General features: G+C 39.9%; 27 protein-coding genes and 1 other RNA gene. 18 read left to right on the top strand and 10 right to left on the bottom strand.

Annotation, left to right across the window (positions count from 1 at the left end):
• The first annotated feature begins 668 nt into the window (after positions 1–668).
• Positions 669–1,187 (top strand): tRNA adenosine(34) deaminase TadA, encoded by a 519-nt coding sequence (gene tadA, locus AX663_RS06485; RefSeq protein WP_060971580.1) that lies wholly within the window; start codon positions 669–671, stop codon positions 1,185–1,187.
• Between the two features lie 85 nt (positions 1,188–1,272).
• Here tadA and AX663_RS11050 read toward each other — a convergent pair whose 3' ends face one another.
• From AX663_RS11050 to AX663_RS06470, 3 genes are read right to left on the bottom strand one after another with little or no spacing between them, the layout of a single operon-like run.
• Complete coding sequence (locus tag AX663_RS11050) at positions 1,273–1,527, bottom strand: hypothetical protein (protein ID WP_060973062.1); 255 nt, start codon at positions 1,525–1,527, stop codon at positions 1,273–1,275.
• A gap of 47 nt (positions 1,528–1,574) precedes the next feature.
• Complete coding sequence (locus tag AX663_RS06475) at positions 1,575–1,742, bottom strand: class IIb bacteriocin, lactobin A/cerein 7B family (protein ID WP_002892002.1); 168 nt, start codon at positions 1,740–1,742, stop codon at positions 1,575–1,577.
• A 20-nt stretch (positions 1,743–1,762) separates the two neighbouring features.
• Positions 1,763–1,921: a class IIb bacteriocin, lactobin A/cerein 7B family gene (locus AX663_RS06470; protein WP_002892000.1), complete on the bottom strand. Its 159-nt coding sequence runs from the start codon at positions 1,919–1,921 to the stop codon at positions 1,763–1,765.
• Positions 1,922–2,243: 322 nt separating this feature from the next.
• Here AX663_RS06470 and ffs point away from each other — a divergent pair.
• From ffs to AX663_RS06435, 7 genes are all read left to right on the top strand, one after another.
• Positions 2,244–2,329, top strand: an RNA gene (ffs, locus tag AX663_RS06465) — signal recognition particle sRNA small type.
• Positions 2,330–2,343: 14 nt separating this feature from the next.
• Positions 2,344–3,183, top strand: coding sequence for a methyltransferase domain-containing protein (locus AX663_RS06460; protein WP_002891996.1), 840 nt, complete (start codon positions 2,344–2,346; stop codon positions 3,181–3,183).
• Positions 3,184–3,296: 113 nt separating this feature from the next.
• A complete protein-coding gene (locus tag AX663_RS06455; RefSeq protein WP_037598514.1) occupies positions 3,297–4,049 on the top strand; it encodes an HAD family hydrolase in 753 nt (250 codons plus the stop codon).
• Positions 4,050–4,134: 85 nt separating this feature from the next.
• Positions 4,135–4,833 carry a 2,3,4,5-tetrahydropyridine-2,6-dicarboxylate N-acetyltransferase gene (gene dapD, locus AX663_RS06450; RefSeq protein ID WP_060973061.1) on the top strand — a complete coding sequence of 233 codons (699 nt, stop codon included), beginning with the start codon at positions 4,135–4,137 and terminating at the stop codon, positions 4,831–4,833.
• A gap of 78 nt (positions 4,834–4,911) precedes the next feature.
• The gene (locus AX663_RS06445; protein ID WP_060973060.1) at positions 4,912–6,045 is read left to right on the top strand and encodes an N-acetyldiaminopimelate deacetylase; all 1,134 of its coding nucleotides are present in this window, start codon (positions 4,912–4,914) and stop codon (positions 6,043–6,045) included.
• Between the two features lie 68 nt (positions 6,046–6,113).
• Positions 6,114–6,641 (top strand): 5-formyltetrahydrofolate cyclo-ligase, encoded by a 528-nt coding sequence (locus AX663_RS06440; RefSeq protein ID WP_060973059.1) that lies wholly within the window; start codon positions 6,114–6,116, stop codon positions 6,639–6,641.
• A complete protein-coding gene (locus tag AX663_RS06435; protein WP_060973058.1) occupies positions 6,632–7,306 on the top strand; it encodes a rhomboid family intramembrane serine protease in 675 nt (224 codons plus the stop codon). Before AX663_RS06440 ends, AX663_RS06435 begins: the two co-directional genes overlap by 10 nt.
• A gap of 45 nt (positions 7,307–7,351) precedes the next feature.
• Here the strand turns inward: AX663_RS06435 and galU are convergent, their stop codons facing one another.
• From galU to AX663_RS06405, 6 genes are all read right to left on the bottom strand, one after another.
• A complete protein-coding gene (gene galU / locus AX663_RS06430) occupies positions 7,352–8,266 on the bottom strand; it encodes a UTP--glucose-1-phosphate uridylyltransferase GalU (protein ID WP_037601510.1) in 915 nt (304 codons plus the stop codon).
• Between the two features lie 17 nt (positions 8,267–8,283).
• Positions 8,284–9,306: an NAD(P)H-dependent glycerol-3-phosphate dehydrogenase gene (locus tag AX663_RS06425; protein ID WP_037598511.1), complete on the bottom strand. Its 1,023-nt coding sequence runs from the start codon at positions 9,304–9,306 to the stop codon at positions 8,284–8,286.
• A gap of 118 nt (positions 9,307–9,424) precedes the next feature.
• On the bottom strand, positions 9,425–9,985 hold the full coding sequence (locus AX663_RS06420; RefSeq protein WP_060973057.1) for an MptD family putative ECF transporter S component: 561 nt from the start codon (positions 9,983–9,985) through the stop codon (positions 9,425–9,427).
• 8 nt (positions 9,986–9,993) lie between these two features.
• On the bottom strand, positions 9,994–10,785 hold the full coding sequence (locus AX663_RS06415) for a formate/nitrite transporter family protein (protein ID WP_060973056.1): 792 nt from the start codon (positions 10,783–10,785) through the stop codon (positions 9,994–9,996).
• A 116-nt stretch (positions 10,786–10,901) separates the two neighbouring features.
• The gene (locus AX663_RS06410) at positions 10,902–12,152 is read right to left on the bottom strand and encodes an NAD(P)H-dependent oxidoreductase (protein ID WP_060973055.1); all 1,251 of its coding nucleotides are present in this window, start codon (positions 12,150–12,152) and stop codon (positions 10,902–10,904) included.
• An 18-nt stretch (positions 12,153–12,170) separates the two neighbouring features.
• Positions 12,171–12,773 (bottom strand): NADPH-dependent FMN reductase, encoded by a 603-nt coding sequence (locus tag AX663_RS06405; RefSeq protein ID WP_002886986.1) that lies wholly within the window; start codon positions 12,771–12,773, stop codon positions 12,171–12,173.
• A 206-nt stretch (positions 12,774–12,979) separates the two neighbouring features.
• On the opposite strand from AX663_RS06405, the gene AX663_RS06400 reads away from it, so the two are divergent.
• From AX663_RS06400 to AX663_RS06380, 5 genes are all read left to right on the top strand, one after another.
• A complete protein-coding gene (locus AX663_RS06400; RefSeq protein WP_002886985.1) occupies positions 12,980–13,426 on the top strand; it encodes a dUTP diphosphatase in 447 nt (148 codons plus the stop codon).
• Positions 13,427–13,435: 9 nt separating this feature from the next.
• The gene (locus AX663_RS06395; RefSeq protein WP_060973054.1) at positions 13,436–13,903 is read left to right on the top strand and encodes an isochorismatase family protein; all 468 of its coding nucleotides are present in this window, start codon (positions 13,436–13,438) and stop codon (positions 13,901–13,903) included.
• Positions 13,900–15,261: a DNA repair protein RadA gene (radA, locus tag AX663_RS06390; protein WP_082759652.1), complete on the top strand. Its 1,362-nt coding sequence runs from the start codon at positions 13,900–13,902 to the stop codon at positions 15,259–15,261. Before AX663_RS06395 ends, radA begins: the two co-directional genes overlap by 4 nt.
• A gap of 88 nt (positions 15,262–15,349) precedes the next feature.
• Positions 15,350–16,045, top strand: coding sequence for a TIGR00266 family protein (locus AX663_RS06385; protein ID WP_037598509.1), 696 nt, complete (start codon positions 15,350–15,352; stop codon positions 16,043–16,045).
• A gap of 151 nt (positions 16,046–16,196) precedes the next feature.
• Positions 16,197–16,694 carry a beta-class carbonic anhydrase gene (locus AX663_RS06380; protein ID WP_002886981.1) on the top strand — a complete coding sequence of 166 codons (498 nt, stop codon included), beginning with the start codon at positions 16,197–16,199 and terminating at the stop codon, positions 16,692–16,694.
• Between the two features lie 94 nt (positions 16,695–16,788).
• On the opposite strand, the gene AX663_RS06375 is transcribed toward AX663_RS06380, so the two are convergent.
• Positions 16,789–17,142, bottom strand: coding sequence for a DUF3397 domain-containing protein (locus tag AX663_RS06375; RefSeq protein WP_060973052.1), 354 nt, complete (start codon positions 17,140–17,142; stop codon positions 16,789–16,791).
• A 171-nt stretch (positions 17,143–17,313) separates the two neighbouring features.
• On the opposite strand from AX663_RS06375, the gene rplK reads away from it, so the two are divergent.
• The 5 genes from rplK (at position 17,314) to AX663_RS06350 (ending at position 24,143) form a co-directional block, all read left to right on the top strand.
• A complete protein-coding gene (gene rplK / locus AX663_RS06370; RefSeq protein ID WP_002885648.1) occupies positions 17,314–17,739 on the top strand; it encodes a 50S ribosomal protein L11 in 426 nt (141 codons plus the stop codon).
• A 99-nt stretch (positions 17,740–17,838) separates the two neighbouring features.
• Entirely contained in the window at positions 17,839–18,528 is a 690-nt protein-coding gene (gene rplA, locus AX663_RS06365; RefSeq protein WP_037598508.1) for a 50S ribosomal protein L1, read from the top strand.
• Positions 18,529–18,709: 181 nt separating this feature from the next.
• On the top strand, positions 18,710–20,680 hold the full coding sequence (locus tag AX663_RS06360; RefSeq protein ID WP_060973051.1) for a peptide ABC transporter substrate-binding protein: 1,971 nt from the start codon (positions 18,710–18,712) through the stop codon (positions 20,678–20,680).
• 235 nt (positions 20,681–20,915) lie between these two features.
• Entirely contained in the window at positions 20,916–22,370 is a 1,455-nt protein-coding gene (gene gltX / locus AX663_RS06355; RefSeq protein ID WP_060973050.1) for a glutamate--tRNA ligase, read from the top strand.
• Between the two features lie 465 nt (positions 22,371–22,835).
• Positions 22,836–24,143: a GHKL domain-containing protein gene (locus AX663_RS06350; RefSeq protein WP_037600068.1), complete on the top strand. Its 1,308-nt coding sequence runs from the start codon at positions 22,836–22,838 to the stop codon at positions 24,141–24,143.
• The last annotated feature ends 14 nt before the right edge of the window (positions 24,144–24,157 follow it).

Genomic DNA, 24,157 nt, shown 5'->3' with positions numbered 1-24,157 from the left:
AAAACATTAAACACCTGTTAGACTAATAAACAGTAAAATTAGATAAGACTTAGGATGATAGGGGTTGAAAAGTATAGATAGAGTAGAGAAAGTTATTCGAAAAACCTTAAAATGCAGTTATAACATGGTTTTTTGCTATTTGGTTAATTAGCCAAAACAGTGTACACAATTAACAGTTCTTTCTCATTTATATCATTGTTTTATTACCAATTTTTAAATTAAATGATAGAGGTTTCGTGATAAACTATAGGTGGGTAAGGAAAAAGCTATAAAAGTTACTTTTATAGTAGGCATTATTTGTTTGGAAGGAAAGTGTGAAATATCACAACTAGAACACTATCCTTGCAATTGTTTGAGGCAGTTGCATTTTTGTTTATTGTTGTGAGGCCACAGGTCCATGATTGATTTCACAGACAATTGACTATGACACTCCGACTGACATATGAATTAGGATGTTAAGCGGTCGTTGACTTTTCGTCTAGCCTTGGGGGAACACATTGGTGTGATTCCTAAGACTCACCAGACTAATGTGTTTGAAGCTAGGATGATTCGTCTTAGCTTTTTTTGTGTCCTTTAAAATGGAGATCTTTGGTATTGATTTTCTTATGCTATAATAGAAGGACTAAGCGAGATAATATCTCGCAAATCTTGGAACGGGAGTGATACTAATGCTTGATTTTACCCAAGAAGAGAAAGACTTTTTTATGTCTGAAGCTCTTAAGGAGGCCGAAAAATCTCTAGATAAAGCAGAGATCCCAATTGGCTGTGTCATCGTTAAAGATGGCGAAGTCATCGGTCGTGGGCACAATGCACGTGAGGAGCTCAATCAAGCTATTATGCATGCGGAGGTCATGGCTATTCAGGAAGCTAATAGGACCGAGGGCAATTGGCGTTTGTTAGATTGTACCCTCTTTGTGACCATTGAACCCTGTGTCATGTGTAGTGGGGCCATCGGCCTGGCTCGTATTCCTAAAGTTATCTATGGAGCAAGTAATCAAAAGTTTGGTGGTGCGGGCAGCCTCTACGATATCCTACGAGACGAGCGTCTCAATCATCGCGTAGAAGTAGAGACCGGTATCATGGAGGAGGAGTGTGCTAAGATTATGCAAGACTTCTTCCGCCAGAGTCGTGAACGCAAAAAAGAAGCCAAACGATTGGCTAAATTGGAAACAATGCAAGATATGTAAACAAAAGTGCAAGTCCCTTTGGACTTGCATTTTTAATGGAAGATGAGTATTTTTGTTTTCCTGAAGACAGTTTAAGTCACTCTTTCTATGCTTTATTTTTTTCTTTCTCTCTTGTTAGAATAAAAATAGGCATAAAGAGAATCAGAGTACCAAAAGCGGACTTCAAATTAGTATCAATAATTGGTGTTCCTAATCGTATATGAAAGATAAGGTTGATTAGGAGTATCAGAAGTAGGCTACTGATAATTCCAGCTAAAGCTATTTTTACGAGTAAATAGTTATTCATTTTAGGTGATTGATTAGTAGTAGTATCATTTGTTCGATTTATGGTATGTTTCATGAGTTATCATCCTCAAAATCTTTGAGATATCAGGTGAGTTCTGTTAGTTAGTGGGTGAGGTTATAGAAAGATTTACCTGCGGCATAGCTAAGGTCATAAGTTAGTTTTGCAGCAGCCATGCCAACAGAAATAGCCACCCAAGGAACTACCCCACCTGATACAGCTTCAAGTTCTTGAGTAGTCATGTGTTTACGATTGTTAATTGTCTTAGTCATTATTCATATGTCCTTTCTTTTTATCGTGCAGAGTCCATGTAGCCGTTGTAGGCACCAAGGCAAATCATAGTTCCAATAGGTCCTGAAGCTAGGCAGAGCCCTCCAACGGCAAGGTTAGTCTTCCATCCGCCTCCTGTTACTGAGGCTAAATCAGAAGTGTTCATTTCTTTGTTAGTCATTATTGTTCTCCTTTTTTTATTTTTGGTGAATTTTTAAATCTCATACCCTCTCACCGTGAGTTAAGTGATATGTTAAACATGACTTCTTCTTTCAATAAAATCAGTCATGTCACTAACTTATGGAGCTTCCCTCAAGCTATGGATTTATTATAAGGCGTCGAGAAATAAAAAAGTAGTGACATAAATGTCACTATGGTAAGTCTTATACTTTACCAAAGCTTATACTAACGGGAGGAAACAAAGGGGATTAATAGGGGGATAGGTCTAGCTAGTCTTATCGTAAGTTCTCTACTTGCAATCACTTCGATTTATGGTATAATATTTCTCGGAGCAACATCTGTGCGTGAAGCGGGTCAGGGGAGGAATCCAGCAGCCCTAAGCGATTTCAGGTGTGTGCTCTTTTTTTGTGTTAAGGAGGATTTATGGCCAAATTTAGTGTTTTTAAAGATCAAGAGAGCCTTTTTGCTTGTCCAATCTGTCAGGTGCCAATGCATTTGGATTTGTCTAGCTTGGTTTGTCAGAATAGGCATACCTTTAATATAGCTAAGCAGGGCTTTGTCAATTTTTTAAGACAGACTAAGGGAGATAAGCACTATGATATGGCTTCTTTTGAAAAGAGGAGTCAGATTTTAGCAGCAGGCTATTACGATCCTATCCTGAAGGTGATTTCAGAGCGCTTGCGTGACCTTCCTGGACACTCGCACGTGTTAGATGTTGCCTGTGGTGAAGGCTATTATAGCCGTCAGTTGGCTCAACAGTTTGACAAGGATTTCATGGCCTTTGACTTGTCTAAGGATTCAATCCTTCTTGCGGCACGTCAAAATCCTCAGAAAAACGTAGCTTGGTTCGTTGGTGATTTGGCTCAATTGCCCTTATGTGAACACAGTATCGATGTCATTTTAGATATCTTTTCACCAGCTAATTATCAAGAATTTGGAAGACTTTTGTCTGATCAGGGCTTGATTTTCAAGGTTATTCCTCACGAAGATCATCTTAAAGAGTTTCGCCAACTGTTACCGGAGGCGCAGGCTTATTCTAACCAGGATGTTCTGGAACATTTTCAAGAGTCTTGTGAGCTTTTGGAGCGTGTGACGATTGCTAAGACTTGGTCTATGCCATCAGAGCATGTTCAAACATTTGCTGAGATGACACCTCTTTTCTTCCATACCAATAAGGATACTTTGGACTTGACTTCAGTGACGCAATTAACCGTTGCGGGAGAGCTGCTGATTGGTCGTATTAGAGATGATAAGCAATCCTAACAGTCGTTGGGATTTTTTTGATGGGAAAATATCTCAGTTAGCTTGTTTGGTCTTCCTAAAAGGTGTATGATGGGAGCAATAAGTAAGAAAGTTTCAGTAATGGGTAAAAAGTGATGAAAAATAGAGCCTATAAGAACTACATTTTTGATTTTTATGGTACCTTGGTTGATATCCTAACTGATGAGAAGGATCCTGTGTTATGGGATACATTAGGCCAGCTATATCAGGCTTATGGAGCGGCTTATGAAGGTGATGCTCTTAAAAAGGCTTATGCTAAGCGTGTGGCTCAGACTCGTAAGGAGTTAATAGAGATTAAAGGAGTTGCTTATCCAGAAGTTGATTTAGTTCACATTTTCAACCAGCTTTATGTAGATGGTCGGTCTCAGTCTAGTAACTCTAGTCAGCCGGACGATTGGGGAAATTTGATAGCCATGGTCTTTCGCGTCTTATCTCGTAAGCAGTTGTTAGCTTATCCGCATACCAAGGAGGTTTTGACCTTTCTAAAAGAGCAGGGCTGTCGTCTCTATCTCTTGTCTAATGCTCAAGCAGCCTTTACTAATGCTGAGATTGACTTAATGGAGTTAAGACCTTACTTTGATGCCATTTACCTGTCTTCGGATGCGGGTATCTGTAAGCCTCAACCTGAATTTTTAAAGCAAGTTTTGGATGATCATGGGTTAAAGCCATCTGAGACTGTCATGGTGGGAAATGACCTGACGACTGATATTGCTGTGGCTGAGGCAGTTGGGATCGATGGTATCTTGCTGAATACCTTCCCTTATTCTCGTCGAGAGTTGGAGAAATCCCCAATTAAACCAGATCGAGTGATTACTGACATAGAGGCTCTAAAGACAAATTTTACATAAAAATACACTCTATTTGGCAAAAGCAAAGACAATTATCAGAATTTTTGGTATAATAATTCCTAACTTTATGTGAATGGAGAATCTCATGACTGCACAAAAAATGTCTGCACAAGAAATTATCGCTTTTATCGGTAATGCTGAAAAGAAAACGAATGTTAAAGTAACTTTTGAAGGGGAATTGGCAACTGCTGTTCCGGCTTCTGTCACTAAGCTTGGTAATGTTCTTTTCGGAGACTGGAAAGAAATCGAACCACTTCTTGCGAATTTGACTGAAAACAAGGACTATGTTGTGGAACAAGATGGCCGTAACTCAGCTGTTCCATTGCTTGATAAACGTCACCTTAATGCGCGTATCGAACCAGGCGCTATTATCCGTGACCAAGTAACTATCGAAGATAATGCTGTCGTTATGATGGGTGCTGTTATCAACATCGGTGCTGAAATTGGTGCTGGTACTATGATTGATATGGGCGCAATCCTTGGTGGTCGTGCTACTGTTGGTAAAAACAGCCACATCGGTGCGGGTGCGGTCCTTGCTGGTGTGATTGAACCAGCTTCAGCAGACCCAGTTCGTATCGGTGACAACGTTCTTGTTGGTGCTAATGCTGTTGTTATTGAAGGTGTTCAAGTTGGTAATGGTTCAGTCGTTGCTGCTGGAGCTATCGTTACTCAAGATGTTCCTGAAAATGTGGTTGTAGCTGGTGTTCCAGCTCGTATCATCAAGGAAATCGATGAAAAAACACAACAAAAAACAGCACTCGAAGACGCTTTGCGTAATTTGTAACATATTGATAGTAGAGGCCTGTAAGGCCTCTATTTCTAGATTCTCTATAAAATAAATATAAATAAAAAGGACAAAAACATGACACTTGATTTAATCAAAATCAGACGAGACCTTCACCAAATTCCTGAAATTGGTTTGGAAGAATTTAAAACTCAGGCTTACCTCTTAGAGCGTATTGCCGAAATGACTGAAGGTAAGGACTTTGTGGAGCAACGTACTTGGCGTACAGGAATTCTTGTCTATCTTCACGGGCATGCTCCTGAAAAAATCATTGGTTGGCGTACAGATATTGATGGCCTCCCAATCGTAGAGGAAACAGATCTTGACTTCAAGTCTACTCATGAAGGTCGTATGCATGCTTGTGGACACGATATGCACATGACCACAGCACTTGGTCTTTTGGACCAGATGCTTCAAGTACAACCTAAAAATAACATGCTCTTCCTCTTCCAACCAGCCGAAGAAAATGAAGCTGGTGGTATGCTTATGTATGAAGATGGTGCCTTTGGAGATTGGTTGCCAGATGAGTTCTATGGCCTCCACGTCCGTCCAGATTTCAAGGTAGGTGATATTGCGACTAACACAAGTACCCTTTTTGCTGGGACTTGTGAAGTCCTCGTTACTTTCAAGGGGAAAGGTGGACATGCGGCCTTTCCACATGAGGCCAATGATGCTCTTGTAGCAGCTTCTTACTTTATTACTCAAGTGCAAACGATTGTCAGTCGTAATGTTGACCCTATTCAGGGTGGGGTAGTTACCTTTGGTTCTTTCCATGCAGGAACTACTAATAATGTTATCGCTGAAACTGCAGAGGTTTATGGAACTATTCGTACCCTTACTCAGGAAATGAGTCTCCTTATCCAGAAGCGTGTGCGCCAGATTGCAGAAGGTGTAGCAGCTAGCTTTGGTATGGAAGTGGATATCATGTTGAAACAAGGTGGTTATCTTCCTGTGGAAAATAATCCAGCCTTGGCCAAAGAGTTGATGGCCTTCTTTGATGCTAGCCCAGAAGTTAACCTGATTGATTGTCCACCGGCTATGACTGGAGAGGATTTTGGTTATTTGCTTAGTAAAGTTCCTGGTGTCATGTTCTGGTTGGGAATCGACACGCCATATGCACTTCACCATCCTAAGATGAGCCCAAATGAAGATGCTCTCGCTTTTGCAGTGGCTGAAATTGGAAAATTCCTTAAACACAAGGCAGAAGCCTAATCAGAGTCGATAAAGCTAAAAAATCTACCAAGTCTGACTTTTGGTAGATTTTTTGATATGATAAACCTATGAAAAATGAACTTAGAAAAACAGTCTTGGCTCAATTAACTTCACAAGAACCTGAGACTAAGGCTAAGATAGATAAACATCTTTTGGAGCAATTGATTGCCTTACCTGCTTATAAAGAGGCTCAGGTGATTGCGACTTATTTGTCTTTTCCTCATGAATATGATACCAGTCTTTTAATCAATCAGGCTTTAAAGGATGGTAAACGACTTTTGATTCCTAAAACATATAAACAAGGTCGAATGATTTTTGTGGATTATGATCCAGATAATCTTGTTGCAACCTCTTTTGGCTTGATGGAACCTGCGTCTGATTTGGCTGTGGAAAAATCAGAGATTGATTTGATTCATGTGCCAGGAGTAGTTTTCAATGATGAAGGCTATCGCATTGGTTACGGAGCAGGTTACTATGATCGCTATTTGTCTGATTTTGAAGGGGAGACAGTTAGTACGGTTTATCCTTGCCAGAAACATGATTTTCAACCAGACAGCTATGATATTCCTGTTAAGGAGGTCGTCACATGCAAATAAATGAGTGGAAGAAATACCCGGCAACCTATCTATTGTTGGGGCTTACGACGTTGACTTTTATCTGTCAATATCTTTTAAACGGCTTTCAAGCGACTTCGCCTTTGAGCCTTTTTAAGATGGGAGCTATGTACGGTGCGTTTGTTCAGTACAGTCCCTTGAACCTTTGGCGTCTTGTAACACCAATTTTTGTGCATATAGGTGTTGAGCATTTTCTATTTAATATGCTTACTCTTTACTTTATGGGGAAAATGGCTGAGCAGATTTTTGGGACTCCACGTTTTCTAGGGCTTTATTTGTTAGCGGGTGTTATGGGAAATGCCTTTACCTTACTTTTTACGCCTAATGTTATTGCAGCTGGTGCTTCGACATCCTTGTTTGGACTTTTTGCGGCTGTTGTGATTCTTGGTTATTACAGTCACAGCCCCTTGCTTAATCAGTTAGGCCGTAATTATTTGGTTTTGATTGTTATTAACTTAATCTTCAACCTTTTTACACCTAGTGTTGGGATTACAGGCCATCTCGGTGGTTTAGTTGGAGGTGCTCTTGCAGCTATCTTTTTGGCCAACAAGGTTGAAAGTCGCTTATTTAGTAAAGGTTGGCGTTCTACATCCCTTTTAACCTACATTTTACTATTGCTGATTCTTCTAGGATTCACTTATTTTTAAGTCATATGAAAAATCCATCGAATGTTATGTTCGATGGATTTTATTTTAGTCTTTTTTAGCTGCTTTGCCTTCAAGTTTGTGGCCCAAGTCAATGAGGTATTGCTTGAGGTCATCTTTAACTTGAGGATGTTTAAGTGCGTAATCGATAGACGTTTTCATGAATCCGAATTTGTCACCGACATCATAACGGTTTCCAGTAAATTCGCGAGCAAAGACGCGTTGTGTCTTGTTAAGTGTATCGATGGCATCAGTCAGTTGGACTTCGTTTCCAGCACCTGGTTTTTGAGTTTCCAAAATACCGAAAATTTCAGGTGTTAGAAGATAACGTCCGATGATAGCAAGATCACTTGGTGCATCTTCTGGATTTGGTTTTTCAACGAAAGTTTCAACGCTATAACGTCCATTTTCGCCTTTGCCTTGAGGGGCGATGACACCATATGAAGAAACTTCTTCGTGAGGTACAGGCATAACTGCAATGGTTGATGCATGTGTTTCCTCATAGTCGTTAATGAGCTGCTTAGTCAAAGGTACTGCTTTGTCATTAGTGATATCCATGAGGTCGTCACCAAGCATGACAACGAATGGCTCATTTCCGACAAATGCTTTGGCTTGAAGAACTGCATCCCCAAGACCACGCGGATGGCTTTGACGGATAAAGTGGAGGTTGATAGCAGTGGTGTCATTAACCAATTTCAACAAGTCTGTCTTACCTTTTTGTTCCAAGTTGTATTCTAACTCGAAGTTTGAATCAAAGTGGTCTTCGATAGAACGTTTTGACTTACCAGTAACCACCAAGATATCTTCAATACCTGATTTGAGGGCTTCTTCAACGATAAATTGGATGGTTGGCTTGTCAACGATTGGCAACATTTCTTTGGCCAAGGCCTTAGTAGCTGGTAAAAAGCGTGTTCCGAGTCCTGCAGCGGGGATGATAGCTTTTCTAACTTTTTGATTCTTCATGAGAACTCCTTAGATTTTTATTTTTTATCCCATTCATTTTCAGAGCGCAATTCATTGGACATCATATTGAGAATAGATTCCTTGATATCAGCACCCTCATAGATAGATTTGTAGATTGCTGTTGTAATTGGCATGTAGACACCGAGTTCTTGGGCGATTTCGTAGGCAACCTTTGTGGTTGAAATACCTTCGATAACCATTCCCATGTTACGTTCAATGTCTTCTAATTTTTCTCCACGACCGAGCGCATCCCCAGCACGCCAGTTACGTGAATGGATAGAAGTTCCTGTAACAATAAGGTCACCAACCCCAGATAGACCGCTGTAAGTCAAAGGATCGGCACCGAGTTTCACACCAAGACGAGTAATTTCTGCAAGTCCACGAGTAATAACGGCTGCCTTAGCATTGTCCCCATATCCCATACCGTGGAGGGCACCTGCACCTACCGCGATAATGTTTTTAAGAGCACCAGCTGTTTCAACACCAATCACATCTGAATTGGTGTAGAGGCGGAAGTAGTTATTACTGAAAATGCCTTGGACATAGCGTGCCACTTCAAGATCCTTAGATGCTGCTGTAATCAAAGTGATATCGCGAACGATAGTTTCTTCAGCGTGACTTGGACCAGATACGACAACAATGTCACTGCGAAGTTCCTCAGGAATCTCTTCTTCAAGGATTGTTGAAAGACGTTCGTGTGTTCCAGGTTCCAATCCTTTTGAAGCATGCATGACAACAACTTTGTGGTCCAAAAGTTCGGCAACTTGTTTAGCAACTAAGCGAGTAACTTTGGTTGGAACAACAAAGAGAACAGCGTCGACACTATCTAGGGCTTCAGACAGTTCCTTGTAGGCTTTAATGTTTTCATCCAAAACCACATCCTTGAAGTAGCGGGTGTTGGTGTGTTTCTCGTTAATTTCATCAATTTGTTCAGGGATGTTTCCCCAAATACGGACCTCGTGTCCGTTGTCGTTGAGTACCTGAGCAAGGGCAGTTCCCCATGAACCAGGGCCCAAGACAGCGATTTTTTGTTTTTTCATCATTAGGTCTCCCTTTAGGTCCTTTCTAACAAAGTAGAAAAAGACTGTATTCTTTCTCATTATAACATAAGAAAAGCATGTTTGTCTTGTACTCTCTGTTAGTAAGGCTGATGGCCATTTATTTTTTCAGCCAATTTTGGGCAATGTAGCCTCCAATGAGGGCAGCCATGAGCGTTCCTCCAATCAGGATTAAGACATGACTGCCTGTAAAGGGAACCATAACTTGATTGACATAATCTTGAGTTTTCCCTTTGGCCAGGAGCTGTGCGATATAAGTTTTGGGCGCAAGCCACATGGTGATAATGGGTGCTAAGTTCCCTAGGGAAAAAATCATATAGGAGAGTAGATTAAGTTTATTATTCTCATAGTTCCCTTTCTTAGCTAGAAAATCAGCGACAAGGCCAGCTAAAAAGCTAGGAAGAAAGGCTAGAACAAAGTGCCCAGAGGCAAAGAAGAAGAGGGACATAAAGATACCCAGACAGGTAATAGCTCCAAATTGTTTAGTTTTTCTGATAAGCCCCAAATAGACCCAGCCTGCAAAGATAGCAGCTAAAGCAGGCGTATGATACATATTTTTGACTTTGAAAAAGATTAAATCAATGGCGACTGCAAGGGCTAGGCAAATAAAATAGAGTAGAATAGCTATACTGGTTTGTTTGATGAATGTCTTTTGACGCATGAGGTCTCCTAATCAATGTGAGGTGTTTTAGTTTTATTGAGCCAAGAGTATGCCAAACCAATGAAAATACCTCCGCCAATCCAGTTACCGAAGAAAACGACTATCCACTGACGTAGAATATTTGCCAAAGTGAAATTATCCACAGCATCACGCACACCGTTGAAACCGAGCAACATGAAAGAGGCAAAGTTAGCAATCAAGTGTTCATTAATTAAAAATACAAACATAAAGATGGCTGATAGCGCAATGAAAATCTTAGCAGATTCTTCTTTGAGGAGCATGTAACCCAAGATGGCAATATTAACGAACATATTCGCTGTAATACCTTCTGTAAAGTTCATCCAATCTGTTTTTCCAAGCTTGGTTGAGACAGCGGTAACTAAGAAACTCTTGTCAGTCAAATGTTGGAAAGAGAAGGATTGGTTGAAGAACCAGGCCAAGATAAGGGCACCGACAAAATTAAAGAAGGTACAGTAGAGGAGGATGGTACACACCTTGCTCCATTTGATTTTACCATAATAGGCACCACTGGTCAGGAACATCATGTTTGAAGTAGCCAACTCTCCATTGAATATGAGAACGAAGACCAGTCCGATGGCAAAGATAAAGGCAAAAACAAAACGAGAAAGGGCCGGAATACCTGTAGCGATAACATCCGCACCAATAATTCCTACAGCAGTTGACATGGTAAGATAAGCTCCTGCAAGCATAGAACGCAAGGCATAGCGACCCAGACTTTCGTCAAAGAGAGCTTCTTTTTTAGCACAAGCAGCGAATACTTTTTCTTTAAATTGAGACATAGGTTTACCTCTAAAATATGTGGCATGGAGCATGGCAAATGCGCAAGCTCGAGTGAAACTTAATCTAGGATGACCATGAAAAAAAGTCAGGACAGTTGTCCCAACTTTTCCAAGTCTTAATATGAGGATGCTCCAGATGTAGCATCTGCGGCTGGGGCTGCGTCGCCACCATGACCACCCGCATCTGATGCACCAGATGTGGCGTCGCTACCGCCATGACTAGCTGCAGCTGGTGCAAAAGGACCGCTTCCTCCGACAAGGCGTTGACCAGTTGTTTCGAGATACCAGTCAAGCCATGGTTTAAAGTTAAAGACGATTTCATTGATTCCTGCATAAGAACCATCATCATAGTACATAGCCTGATAGTTATGCGTATTAATAACTCCTTCAGGTGACCCTGGAACAATCGTACGAACATATTCTTGGTTACCATTACGAAGTGTACCGATAACCCATTCCACATTTTTCATACGAGCTGGTGGAAGTGAGCCGTGAACAGTTGACATACGGCTACCAGATTGAGGTGGCACACGTTTGGCAAACATAGTGTCAGGATCTTGATGGGCGTTGTTGTAGTAGAGGAACTGGTTGTTATCATCGGCATAGGTCAATTCAAATGGCATAGCCTTGAGGAACATGTCAATTTGATTAACCGTCAAAATACCGTGGTCCAATTTTACGTAGGTATCACCAGATACCGCACCAGTGATTTCAGCTACTTTTTCTACCCACTCTGGATCGTCAGGATCAACTTCGGTAACAGTTGTAGCGATTGGGTTGTTACAATCCAAGTCTTCAGGTTCAATTGGTTTTGGTTTTTTCAATTTAGAAACCACTCCTACATATTGGATGAAATTATCTAAGCACTGTTCAAGGAAGTTAACAGTACCTTCGTTGGTAATGTTTCCCTCAAGGTCAAAGGCTTCTTTAGCCTTTCCAAGCAAGAATTCATTACCTGGAAGTGTATAAGCATTAACACCAGGCGCTTCAAGGATTTTACGCAAATGCACTTGGGCACGTGAAGTCCCTTGATCGTAGTAAGAAGCACCAACAATCATTACAGGCTTGTTTTCAAAAGGGTGCACTTCGAATGATAGCCACTCTAATACTGATTTAAGTGCTGCAGAGATAGTGTGGTTGTGCTCAGGTGTTGCAATGATGACACCGTCAGCGCGTGTAATTTTATTATTAAGTAAGCGAAGTTGGAAACTTTCATCCCATTTTTCATCTTGGTTAAACATAGGGACTTCATCAATTTCTAAAACTTCAAGTTCAAATTTAATTTTAAAATGTCTTCTGATAAATTCGAGCAGTTTACGGTTATATGATTGATCATAATTTGCTCCAACGAGTCCAACAAATTTCATAGTTTATATTCTCCTGTCTTATAGGCTTTCCCAGTCGAAGTCTTCAGCTTCTTTATGTAATAACTCTGTAGCATGTGAGAGTTTACCAGTAATTTTGACGTAGAGACGGAAGTCATCGAAAATAGCATCTAATTTTTTGATGACATCGAGGTCAACTAAATCGCCGTTGCTATCAAAAGCTTGAAGGGAATGTGAAAGCAAGAATTCGTCTGGAAGCACATTAGCTTTGATTTCTGGAGCATTCAAAATTTGACGAAGTTGTAGCTGTGCACGAGAAGCTCCTAGAGTTCCATAAGATGCTCCTGTAATCATAACAGGCTTATTCAAAAGAGGGAAAACACCGTATGAGACCCAAGCTAAAGCATTCATGAGAACAGCTGGAATTGAGTGGTCATACTCAGGTGTTCCAATAATAACCCCATCAGCCTCATCGATTTTTTTAACGATTTCAAGGACACTTTCTGGCAATTGTTTGTTAGCGGGTTTGTTAAAGACAGGGAGGTCTTTGATTTCAACAAGTTCGATGTCTGCCTTATCTGCAAAATGTTTCTGAATATATTGCAATAATTGTCTATTAGTTGAACGTTTTGAATTCGTACCAACAAGTCCGATGAATTTCATGACAATTCTCCTTAAAAGTATTATATCTATTATTATGTTAGCGTTTTCCTGGTTAAAAGTCAATCTTCGTTTAATGAGAAAGTGATTAGACTATTACCTTTGTCATCTTATTTCGAATAGATTATAATGGGATAGATTTAAAAGTCTGAAGCTAGCATGGCTAGTTTTACAAGAATTAATTTATAGATGTATCGAAAGGAAAAATAATGACAAAAATTCGTGGATTTGAACTTGTATCAACCTATACCAATCAGGACTTGCTTCCAAAACGGGAGACAGCCCATGCAGCTGGCTACGACTTAAAGGTGGCAGAGCGCACAGTGATTGCACCAGGAGAAATCGTCCTCGTCCCAACTGGGGTCAAGGCTTATATGCAAGCGGGTGAGGTGCTATATCTTTATGATCGTTCTTCTAATCCTCGCAAAAAAGGTCTGGTCTTGATCAACTCTGTTGGAGTTATTGATGGCGATTACTATGGAAATCCAGGGAATGAGGGTCACATCTTCGCCCAGATGAAAAATATTACGGATCAGCCCGTGACTCTTGAAGTTGGCGAACGCATCGTTCAAGGTGTCTTTATGCCCTTCTTAATTGTAGATGGAGATGAAGCTGACGGTGTTCGTACAGGTGGTTTCGGATCGACAGGGAAATAGAGAAAGAATATGGCAGACTATTTATTAGTTGTAGATATGCAGTCAGACTATGTTGCTGTAGGAAAAGCATATCATGAAGAACTGACTGTAGCTGTAAATGACAAAATTGCCAGCTATCCCAGTGACCGGGTTATCTATATTCTCAATCGTTTTTTCTGGGAGAGAAAAGATAGAAAGAAGAAATTTGCGACCGGCTTGCTGCTTGCATCTTCTCGTATCTTTGAGAAGCGTCGGGCTTCTTGCTTTACCAATCTGGATTTAAAAGAGTTTCTGGAGGGGAATGCTGCTAAAAGCTTAGAGTTTATAGGGGTAGATGGCAATGGCTGTGTCAAGGCTTCCATTTTGGCAGCTGTCAAGGAGAATTATCAGGTTTCTGTTGATTTGTCCGCTGTCGGAGTTGCCAACCAGAAGAAATTAAAAAAAACATTGCATAAGTGGCATTCTGTCGGAGTAATCGTAGAAGGAGAATTATCATAGCAAAGAAAAAATCAACTTTTGTTTGTCGAGAATGTGGCTACAATTCACCCAAATATCTAGGGCGCTGTCCCAACTGTTCTTCTTGGTCCTCTTTTGAAGAAGAGGTTGAGGTGCAGGAGGTGAAAAATGCCCGTGTCAGTTTGACGGGTGAAAAGTCTAAACCAACTAAATTAAAAGAAGTATCCTCAATCAATTATGCCCGCATAAAGACTGATATGGACGAGTTTAACCGTGTTTTAGGTGGCGGTGTGGTTCCGGGCAGTCTGGTTCTTATTGGAGGAGATCCAGGGATAGGGAAATCAACCCTCCTCTTACAGGTGTCAACGCAACTGGCTAACAAGGGTACGGTCCTCTATGTATCTGGAGAAGAATCTGCCGAGCAAATCAAATTGCGGAGCGAACGTTTAGGTGATATTGATAACGAATTTTATCTTTATGCTGAGACCAATATGCAAGCGGTTCGCAGTCAAGTAGAGACCATCAAACCTGATTTCCTCATTATCGACTCTATTCAGACCATCATGAGTCCAGAGATTTCTGGCGTTCAAGGTTCTGTATCTCAGGTTCGTGAAGTCACTGCTGAACTCATGCAGATTGCTAAAACCAATAACATTGCCACTTTTATTGTTGGACATGTGACCAAGGAGGGACAACTGGCTGGGCCACGTATGTTGGAACACATGGTGGATACGGTACTCTATTTTGAGGGGGAACGTCATCATACCTTCCGTATTTTACGAGCAGTCAAAAACCGTTTTGGTTCAACCAATGAGATTGGGATTTTTGAGATGCAGTCTGGTGGTTTGGTAGAAGTGCTAAACCCTAGCCAGGTTTTCTTAGAGGAACGCCTAGACGGTGCCACAGGTTCTGCCATTGTTGTGACAATGGAAGGTAGCAGACCTATCTTAGCTGAAGTTCAAGCCTTGGTGACACCAACCGTCTTTGGTAATGCCAAGCGGACAACGACGGGACTGGACTTTAACCGTGTCAGCCTCATTATGGCTGTTTTAGAGAAACGTTGTGGCCTTCTTCTCCAAAATCAAGATGCCTATCTCAAATCGGCTGGTGGTGTCAAATTGGACGAGCCAGCTATTGACCTTGCTGTAGCCGTTGCGATTGCTTCTAGTTACAAGGAGCTTCCAACCAATCCACAAGAAGCTTTCATAGGAGAAATTGGGTTGACTGGAGAGATTCGCCGAGTAACTCGCATTGAACAGCGTATTAATGAGGCTGCTAAATTAGGTTTTACTAAGATTTATGCTCCTAAAAATTCGCTTCATGGCATGAAGATTCCAGAAGGTATCCAGATCATTGGGGTCACGACGGTAGGAGAAGTACTCAAAAAAGTCTTTTCTTAAAAAAATGCCTCAAAGCCAGAATTTGGAAGCGCTTGCAAAAATACCTGTTCGATGCTATACTTTTCTTAAGAATAGGGAGGTATTTATTATGCAATTTTTTACAGACAGCAACATGCAGTTCCCTTTAGTAGAGTTATCTCTTAATCAAGGTGAAACAGTCTTTATCCAGCGTGGCAGTATGGTATATCACACACCGAATGTGACACTGAGTACCAAATTAAATGCCAGTGGATCAGGTTTAGGTCGCTTTGTAAAAGCAGTTGGGCGTTCAATGGTTTCGGGCGAAAGTAGCTTTATTACTCAGGTTGTCTCGCAGTCCAATAATGGCTATATAGCCTTGGCCCCTGATTCTCCAGGTCAAGTGATTCCACTTTATTTAGGTGAAAAACAGTACCGACTCAACGACGGTGCCTTTCTAGCACTTGATGGCACAGCTTACTATACAATGGAGCTCCAGTCTGTTGGTAAGGCTCTTTTTGGTGGTCAGGGTGGTTTCTTTGTAATGACTACCCAAGGCCAAGGAACTCTCTTGGCAAATGCTTACGGCTCTATTAAAAAAATTGAGCTAAACAATCAAGAAGTGACTATTGATAATGCTCATGTCGTTGCCTGGAGTCAGACACTTGATTATAATATTCACCTGGAAAATGGTTTCTGGCAGTCTATTGGGACAGGAGAGGGTGTTGTTAATACCTTTAGAGGAACAGGTGAAATTTATGTTCAAAGTCTCAATCTTCAAACCTTTGCAGGCTTGCTTAATAGATACTTGCCAAAACGTTCATAATATAAATTGAAGGAGGATGGATGCTTGTTAGCATTTATTCTCCTTTTTTATGTTGCGGACTCAATAGCTGACAAGTTAATAAAAAGATGATAAGATAGTGTGTAAATAATTTGATAGTCAAATTATTTTCTTCATTAGAAAGTGAGTTATTATGTCTTATTTTGAAAACTTTCTCAATGCCAACAAAGCCTATGTTGACCTCCACGGGACAGCCCATCTTCCCTTGAAACCAAAGACTAAGGTGGCTATTGTGACTTGTATGGATTCACGCCTTCACGTTGCTCAGGCCTTGGGGTTGGCCCTAGGTGACGCTCATATTTTGCGTAATGCGGGTGGTCGTGTGACGGAAGATATGATTCGTTCTTTGGTCATTTCTCAACAACAGATGGGGACACGAGAAATCGTAGTTCTTCACCATACAGATTGTGGTGCTCAGACCTTTAAGAACGATGAGTTTACCGCCTATCTCAATAAAGAACTTGGTGTTGATGTTTCTGATCAAGATTTTCTTCCATTCACAGATGTAGAAGAGAGTGTTCGTGAAGATATGGCCATTCTTCGTCAGTCACCGCTTATCCCTGAGGATGTTATCATCTCCGGTGCGGTTTATGATGTAGATACTGGTCGAATGACTCAAGTTCAACCCTAATACCGAAAAGTTAAGCAGGCAAGGTTGCCTGCTTTTTTCATGGTTTGACATAAAAAACTCAGCACACAATAAATCTGCTGAGTTAATCTAGTTCTTAAGAAACAATAAAAATGAGAATCACGGTCCCCAAATAGAAAAGACTGGTGATAAAAAAGCTGATACGCCAGAACAACTTAAGAAAACGTTTAAATTTAAAGGATTGTGTTTTTCTCAGCATTTGAATCGTGATAATTATAGCCGCCAAGGATAATAAAATGGTGATGTAAGGCAAAAAGCTATGGGTAAAGAAACGGGCTGACACAGCAACTAGCTCAATAAAATAAAGAGGGAAGGTAAGGTCAGCAAAATTAAGCCCGAGGTATTTTAAACTGAAGAAGCGGTGGATAATAAAAGCAAAGATAGGTGTTAGAATCAAAAATGCTATAGCAAAGAATTTATATAGAATCATAAGTCTATTTTACCTCGAAAAGCCCTTTATGTAAATTTTTTCCTAAACTTAATAAGAAATTCTTGCATCTAAAAAGAATTTCTGTATAATAGATAAGGTATGTAAAAACATACTTGTGGGAGGTAACAAAACTTACTTACCGCCAAAACCACAATAGGAGGAAATTACAAAATGGCTAAAAAAGTCGAAAACATCGTAAAACTTCAGATTCCTGCTGGTAAAGCGACTCCAGCTCCACCAGTTGGACCAGCTCTTGGTCAAGCCGGAATCAACATCATGGGATTCACTAAAGAGTTTAACGCTCGTACAGCTGACCAAGCTGGTATGATCATCCCAGTTGTTATCTCTGTGTATGAAGATAAATCATTTGATTTCATCACTAAAACACCACCAGCTGCTGTTCTTTTGAAAAAAGCTGCAGGTGTTGAAAAAGGTTCAGGTACTCCAAACTCAGTTAAAGTTGCTTCAGTAACTCGTGCACAAGTACAAGAAATTGCTGAAACTAAAATGCCTGACTTGAACGCTGCAAACATCGAATCAGCTATGCGTATGATCGAAGGTACTGCACGTTCAATGGGATTCACTGTTACTGACTAATTCAGTTAACAAGAAAACCACAGACGTCGTCTCACTTCGCTGAGTGACGTGGAAGATGAAAGTCGTTATGACCACATTACACAAGGAGAAATAATTAACATGGCTAAAAAAAGCAAACAAATGCGTGCTGCTCTTGAAAAGATCGACAGCACAAAAGCTTACAGCGTAGAAGAAGCTGTAGCTCTTGCACAAGAAACTAACTTCGCAAAATTCGATGCTACTGTTGAAGTATCATACAACCTTAACATCGACGTTAAGAAAGCTGACCAACAAATCCGTGGAGCAATGGTATTGCCAAACGGTACTGGTAAAACTCAACGCGTTCTTGTATTTGCTCGTGGTGCTAAAGCTGAAGAAGCTAAAGCAGCAGGTGCTGACTTCGTTGGTGAAGACGAACTCGTTGCTAAAATCAACGGTGGATGGCTTGACTTTGACGTTGTTGTTGCAACACCAGACATGATGGCAATCGTTGGTCGTCTTGGACGTGTCCTTGGACCACGTAACTTGATGCCAAACCCTAAAACTGGTACTGTAACTATGGACGTTGCTAAAGCAGTTGAAGAGTCTAAAGGTGGTAAAATCACTTACCGTGCTGATAAAGCAGGTAACGTACAAGCTATCATCGGTAAAGTTTCATTCGAAACTGAAAAATTGGTTGAAAACTTCAAAGCATTTAACGATGCAATTCAAAAAGCTAAACCAGCTACAGCGAAAGGTGCTTACATCACAAACCTTTCAATCACTACTACACAAGGTGCTGGTATCAAAGTTGATCCTAACTCATTGTAAGAGTAGTAAAGGGCCTATCTTCGGATAGGTTTTTTTCTTGGTCTAAACACGAAATTTGAGTAGAAAATAAAAAATATTCAGAAAGTAGTGTTGCTTTTTCGAATTTATGGTATAATTTAAGCGTATACACATAATTATTGATTTTTGAACTTTTTACGTTGCGAATTTAAGGAGGCAATGAATGAAAAAGAGTAAGGTATTTTTACTGGCAGCCGTAGGCCTGTTATCTGTAGGTGTTTTAACGGCTTGCTCGTCATCAAGTAAGACGTCTGGTAAGACTTATAATTATGTCTACGGTGGCGATCCTGCAACCCTAGACTATCTTGCTACAAACAAGAAAAATATGACGACAGCTGTGAGTAATGGTGTTGATGGTTTGTTTGAAAATGACCAATATGGGAATCTAAAACCTTCTGTAGCCGAAAACTGGTCTGTTTCTCAAGATGGTTTGACATATACTTACAAGATTCGTAAGGGTGTCAAATGGTATACTTCAGATGGTGAAGAGTATGCTGATGTGACGGCTAAGGACTTTGTGACAGGACTTAAACATGCTGCGGATACAAATTCTGAAGCGATTTATTTGCTACAAAACTCAGTTAAGGGCTTGAATGATTACCTTTCAGGTGCCAACAAGGACTTTTCAAATGTAGGTATCAAGGCTGTTGATGATTACACCTTGCAATATACGCTTAGTCAACCAGAACCTTATTGGAATTCAAAATTGACCTACTCTGTTACTTGGCCTGTTAATGGAGAATTCTTGAAATCTAAAGGTAAAGACTTTGGTAAGTCAACAGATCCGACTTCTATTCTCTATAACGGTCCATACCTTCTTAAATCTTTGACAACGAAATCATCTATTGAGTTCACCAAGAATGAAAACTATTGGGATAAGGATAATGTCTTCTTTGATACAGTTAAATTGACTTACGATGATGGTACAGACCAAGAATCCTTGGAACGTAACTTCACAGATGGAGTCTATAACTTAGCTCGTCTATACCCAACTAGTTCAAACTATTCTAAAGTTGAAAAACAGTACAAAGACAATATTTTCTATACACAACCTGGAGCAGCTGTAGAAGGTGTCGGTATTAATATCGATCGTCAAACTTATGGTCATACATCTAAAGAAAATGACCAGCAAAAGACATCAACTAAGACAGCTCTTCTTAACAAAGATTTCCGTCAAGCATTAGGTTTTGCTATTGACCGTACGAATTATGCTGCACAACTTAACGGTAAAGAGGGTGGTAGTACTGCCGTTCGTAATATCTATGTTAAACCAGACTTTGTTCAAGCAGATGGTAAAGATTTCGGAACTATGGTAATGGATCAATTACCAAGCTATGGTGATGAGTGGTCTGGTGTGAATCTTGCAGATAGTCAAGATGGTCTTTATAATCCAGAAAAAGCTAAGGCTGAATTTGCTAAAGCTAAGGAAGCTCTTCAAGCAGAAGGGGTTCAGTTCCCAATCCATTTGGATGTTCCTGTCAATCAGTCAAATAAAATCTTTGTGAATCAAGTGCAGTCACTTAAACAATCTATTGAATCAGCTCTTGGAAAAGATAATGTTGTACTTGATCTTCACCAATTGTCAACTGATGATTTCTATAATATTACCTACTCTGCTTCAAATGCAGCTGCAGAGGATTGGGACTTGTCAGTAGGTGTGGCTTGGGAGCCTGATTACCTTGATCCATCAACTTATCTTGATGTCTTGAAGACTACAAATAGTGAAAATACTAAATCTTTCATGGGTTATGACGATCCAAATAGTCAAGCGGTTCAAAAAGTAGGTCTTAAAGAATATGACCAATTGGTTGATGATGCTTCTAAGGAAACAACAGACTTGACGGCTCGTTATGAAAAATATGCAAAAGCTCAGGCATGGTTGACGGATAGTGCACTTTATATCCCAACGACTACTTATAATGGTGCAGCCGCTGTCATTTCTCGTATTAAGCCATTCTCAGGAGCATATGCTCAAGCTGGTGATAAAGGTTCTACATACTACTTCAAGTATCTTAAATCTCAAGATGATATTGTAACTAAGAAACAATACGACTCAGCTTATAAAGATTGGCTTAAAGAAAGAGCGAAATCTAATGACAAAGCTCAAAAAGATCTTGCTAAACACGTTAAGTAATCTATCGAAAACGTCTACCTTTAGGTAGTCGTTTTTTTAACAAAATTTCTCGAACCACCCCTAGATTGTGATATAATAAGAAAGATTGGTACTCGCTTCTAGATTTTTATTTGGAAAATTTGAAGGCTAGAGTTACCTACGGGTACTTATCGTCTTAAGGTTGTTCCAAAGGGAAGGATTTAGGCTTAATAGGTATCCAAAGACTGAAGAATGAAACATAAAAAGGAGATTTATCTTGGCTAAAGATATTCGCGTTCGTTACGCACCAAGTCCAACAGGGCTACTACACATTGGTAATGCCCGTACAGCATTGTTTAACTACCTCTATGCACGTCATCATGGCGGTACTTTCATTATCCGTATTGAAGATACTGACCGTAAACGTCACGTTGAAGATGGTGAGCGTTCACAGCTTGATAACTTGCGTTGGTTGGGGATTGACTGGGATGAAAGTCCTGAAACACACGAAAATTATCGTCAATCAGAGCGTTTGCCACTTTACCAAAAGTATATTGATCAACTTTTGGCAGAAGGTAAAGCCTATAAGTCATATGTAACTGAAGAAGAGTTGGCCGCTGAGCGCGAACGTCAAGAAGCAGCAGGTGAACCACCTCGTTATATTAACGAGTTTCTTGGTATGACTGAAGAAGAAAAAGCTGCCTACATCGCAGAACGTGAAGCAGCAGGTATTGTTCCTACAGTTCGTTTGGCGGTTAATGAGTCAGGAATTTATAAATGGCATGATATCGTTAAGGGAGATATCGAATTTGAAGGTGGTAATATCGGTGGCGATTGGGTTATCCAGAAGAAAGATGGTTACCCAACTTACAACTTTGCGGTAGTTGTTGATGACCACGATATGCAAATCTCACACGTTATCCGTGGAGATGACCATATTGCCAATACACCAAAACAACTCATGGTTTATGAAGCTCTTGGTTGGGAAGCACCTGAGTTTGGACACATGACCCTTATCATCAATTCTGAAACTGGTAAGAAGTTGTCTAAACGTGATACTAACACCCTTCAGTTTATCGAAGACTACCGTAAAAAAGGTTACCTTCCAGAAGCAGTATTCAACTTCATTGCTCTGCTTGGTTGGAATCCTGGCGGTGAAGACGAAATCTTTTCTCGTGAAGAACTCATTAAACTTTTTGATGAAAACCGTCTAAGTAAGTCACCAGCGGCCTTTGATCAGAAGAAATTGGATTGGATGAGTAACGACTACATTAAGAATGCAGATTTCGATAAGGTCTTTGCTCTTTGCAAACCTTTCTTGGAAGAAGCTGGTCGTTTAACAGATAAAGCTGAAAAATTAGTGGAACTCTACAAACCACAAATGACAGCTGCAGAAGAAATTGTCCCTCTTACAGATCTCTTCTTTGAAGATTTCCCAGAATTGACAGATGCTGAAAAAGAAGTTATGGCTGGTGAAACAGTACCAACAGTACTTGAGGCTTTTAAAGCCAAACTCGAAGCTATGTCTGATGATGAGTTTGTTGTTGAAAACATTTTCCCTCAGATTAAGGCTGTTCAAAAAGAAACAGGAATCAAAGGGAAAAACCTTTTCATGCCAATCCGTATTGCTGTTTCAGGAGAAATGCACGGTCCAGAATTGCCAGACACTATTTTCTTGCTTGGTCGTGAAAAATCAATCAAACATATTGATAAAGTTCTTGCAACATTATAAAAACAAACCCAACAATTGTTGGGTTTTCGAATGCACATAAACAATGTATCAGCAATTAATGGGGTATTACTAAGAGTGTATTTGTAATATAATGATGATATTTCGTAATCATATCATCATTTTCAAAACTTTAAATTAGTTTTATAATAGATTGGTAATAAAAAGTAGGGAGGAGTGAGCATTATGAGAAGATTTGGTTGGTATTTCTACTACGTCATTGGCATGTACCCATAAAAAGAGGTAATGAGTCAGTTAAAGAGCTTAGTTTTTCTAAGCTCTTTTTTATGTTTATGAAAAGTAGGGGATATGGGAAATGGTCTGACGCTCATATTAATAATTGATTGTTCTTAACCAAGAAAAAATAAATTTATATTTTTAGCTTTTTCTAATAGGAATGACGCTAAATTATATATTTATGTTACAATAAAGTAGGTTGATTTTTGAAAGGAAGGGGGGAGTCTAGAGATGATCGTTTTGTTTACGGTTCTACGTCTATTGGCTATTTTAATTGTTAGTCACGATATGTCAGGTTTGCTCAAAACTTGGAAGAGTAAATGCTGGTTTATCGCAGGGAGTCTCTTGCTCTCTCTATTTGTCGGAGGCATTACAGGGTCGCTCTTAGCACTTTTGTTCTGCTATCTTTTCTTAAATAAAATATCAAGTAGTGAAAAGAATTCTTTTCTTTTCACCTTTTTGCCGTGGGTTTTTGTTGAAGTCACCTCGAAACTGCTTCAACTTTACTTTTTCCCATGGATTTTTCAAATTAATTATTTACAGGTCAAGGACACCCCAGTACTTATTGCTCTGTCTTATCTCTTGATTTATCCAATTTTTCATCTGATTGTCAAAGTATTCTTTATTGACTTTGGTGCTCTCAATGTTATGGGAAATAACCATACTTACCAAGTTAGGCAACGCTTATTGGTTGGGGTTACTCTGGCTTATATTGTTTTATCTTTAATTATTTTCTATGCCAGTAACATCTTTCCTTACACAGGCCTCTTTATTTATTTAGCAGGCAGTATTACGATTGTTTACTCCATTCTCTTTATTTTGCTCTTTGCTCAGCTTAATATCTATTCTAAGAGAAGAGTGAAAAACCAGTTGGCCGAAGAAATGGCTAGACATGAGGAAAGTTTAGAGGAATATAGCCACCGTTTAGAAAATCTCTATAATGATATTTCTCAGGTGAAGAAGGATTATCTTGAAGGACTTAAGACAATGGAGGTTAGTATCCAACGTCGAGACTTACCTGCTTTGAAACAAGAGTATGCAGAGCTTTTAGAGAAATCTGGAAATAGCTTAACTTTGTCAAATTATGAATTGTCACGTTTGATCAACTTAGAAATCACGTCTCTCAAGAGTCTCTTTTCTGCTAAAGTGCTTGAGGCAGAGAACTTAGGAATTAAGGTCAATTTGGAGTTACCAGATGTTATATCGTCAACTCAGATAGAGGCCTTAGATTTGGTTGTGATTTCTTCTGTCTTCTTAAACAATGCTATTGAGTCGGCAGTGGATTCTGAAAATCCTACTTTAACCATATCCTTCTTTAAAAATCAAGGTTATCTTATCTTGGTTATTGATAATACAACCAGAGAAGAACGTATTCCTGTGTCAAGGATTTTTGATGAAGGGGTTTCTAGCAAAGGTGAAGGCCGAGGACTTGGTTTGTCTAAGGTCGCAGATATACTTAATCGCTATCCAAAAGTAAATCTTGAGACTCGTAGTTGTGACCATCATTTTACCCAGGTCCTCTCTTTTCAGGATAATTGATAAATCAAAGATAA

Source organism: Streptococcus sp. CCH8-H5 (assembly GCF_001556505.1).
GTDB lineage: Bacteria > Bacillota > Bacilli > Lactobacillales > Streptococcaceae > Streptococcus.
Note: the sequence above shows the minus strand (reverse complement) of the source record. Positions and strands in the feature narration are given on the sequence as shown.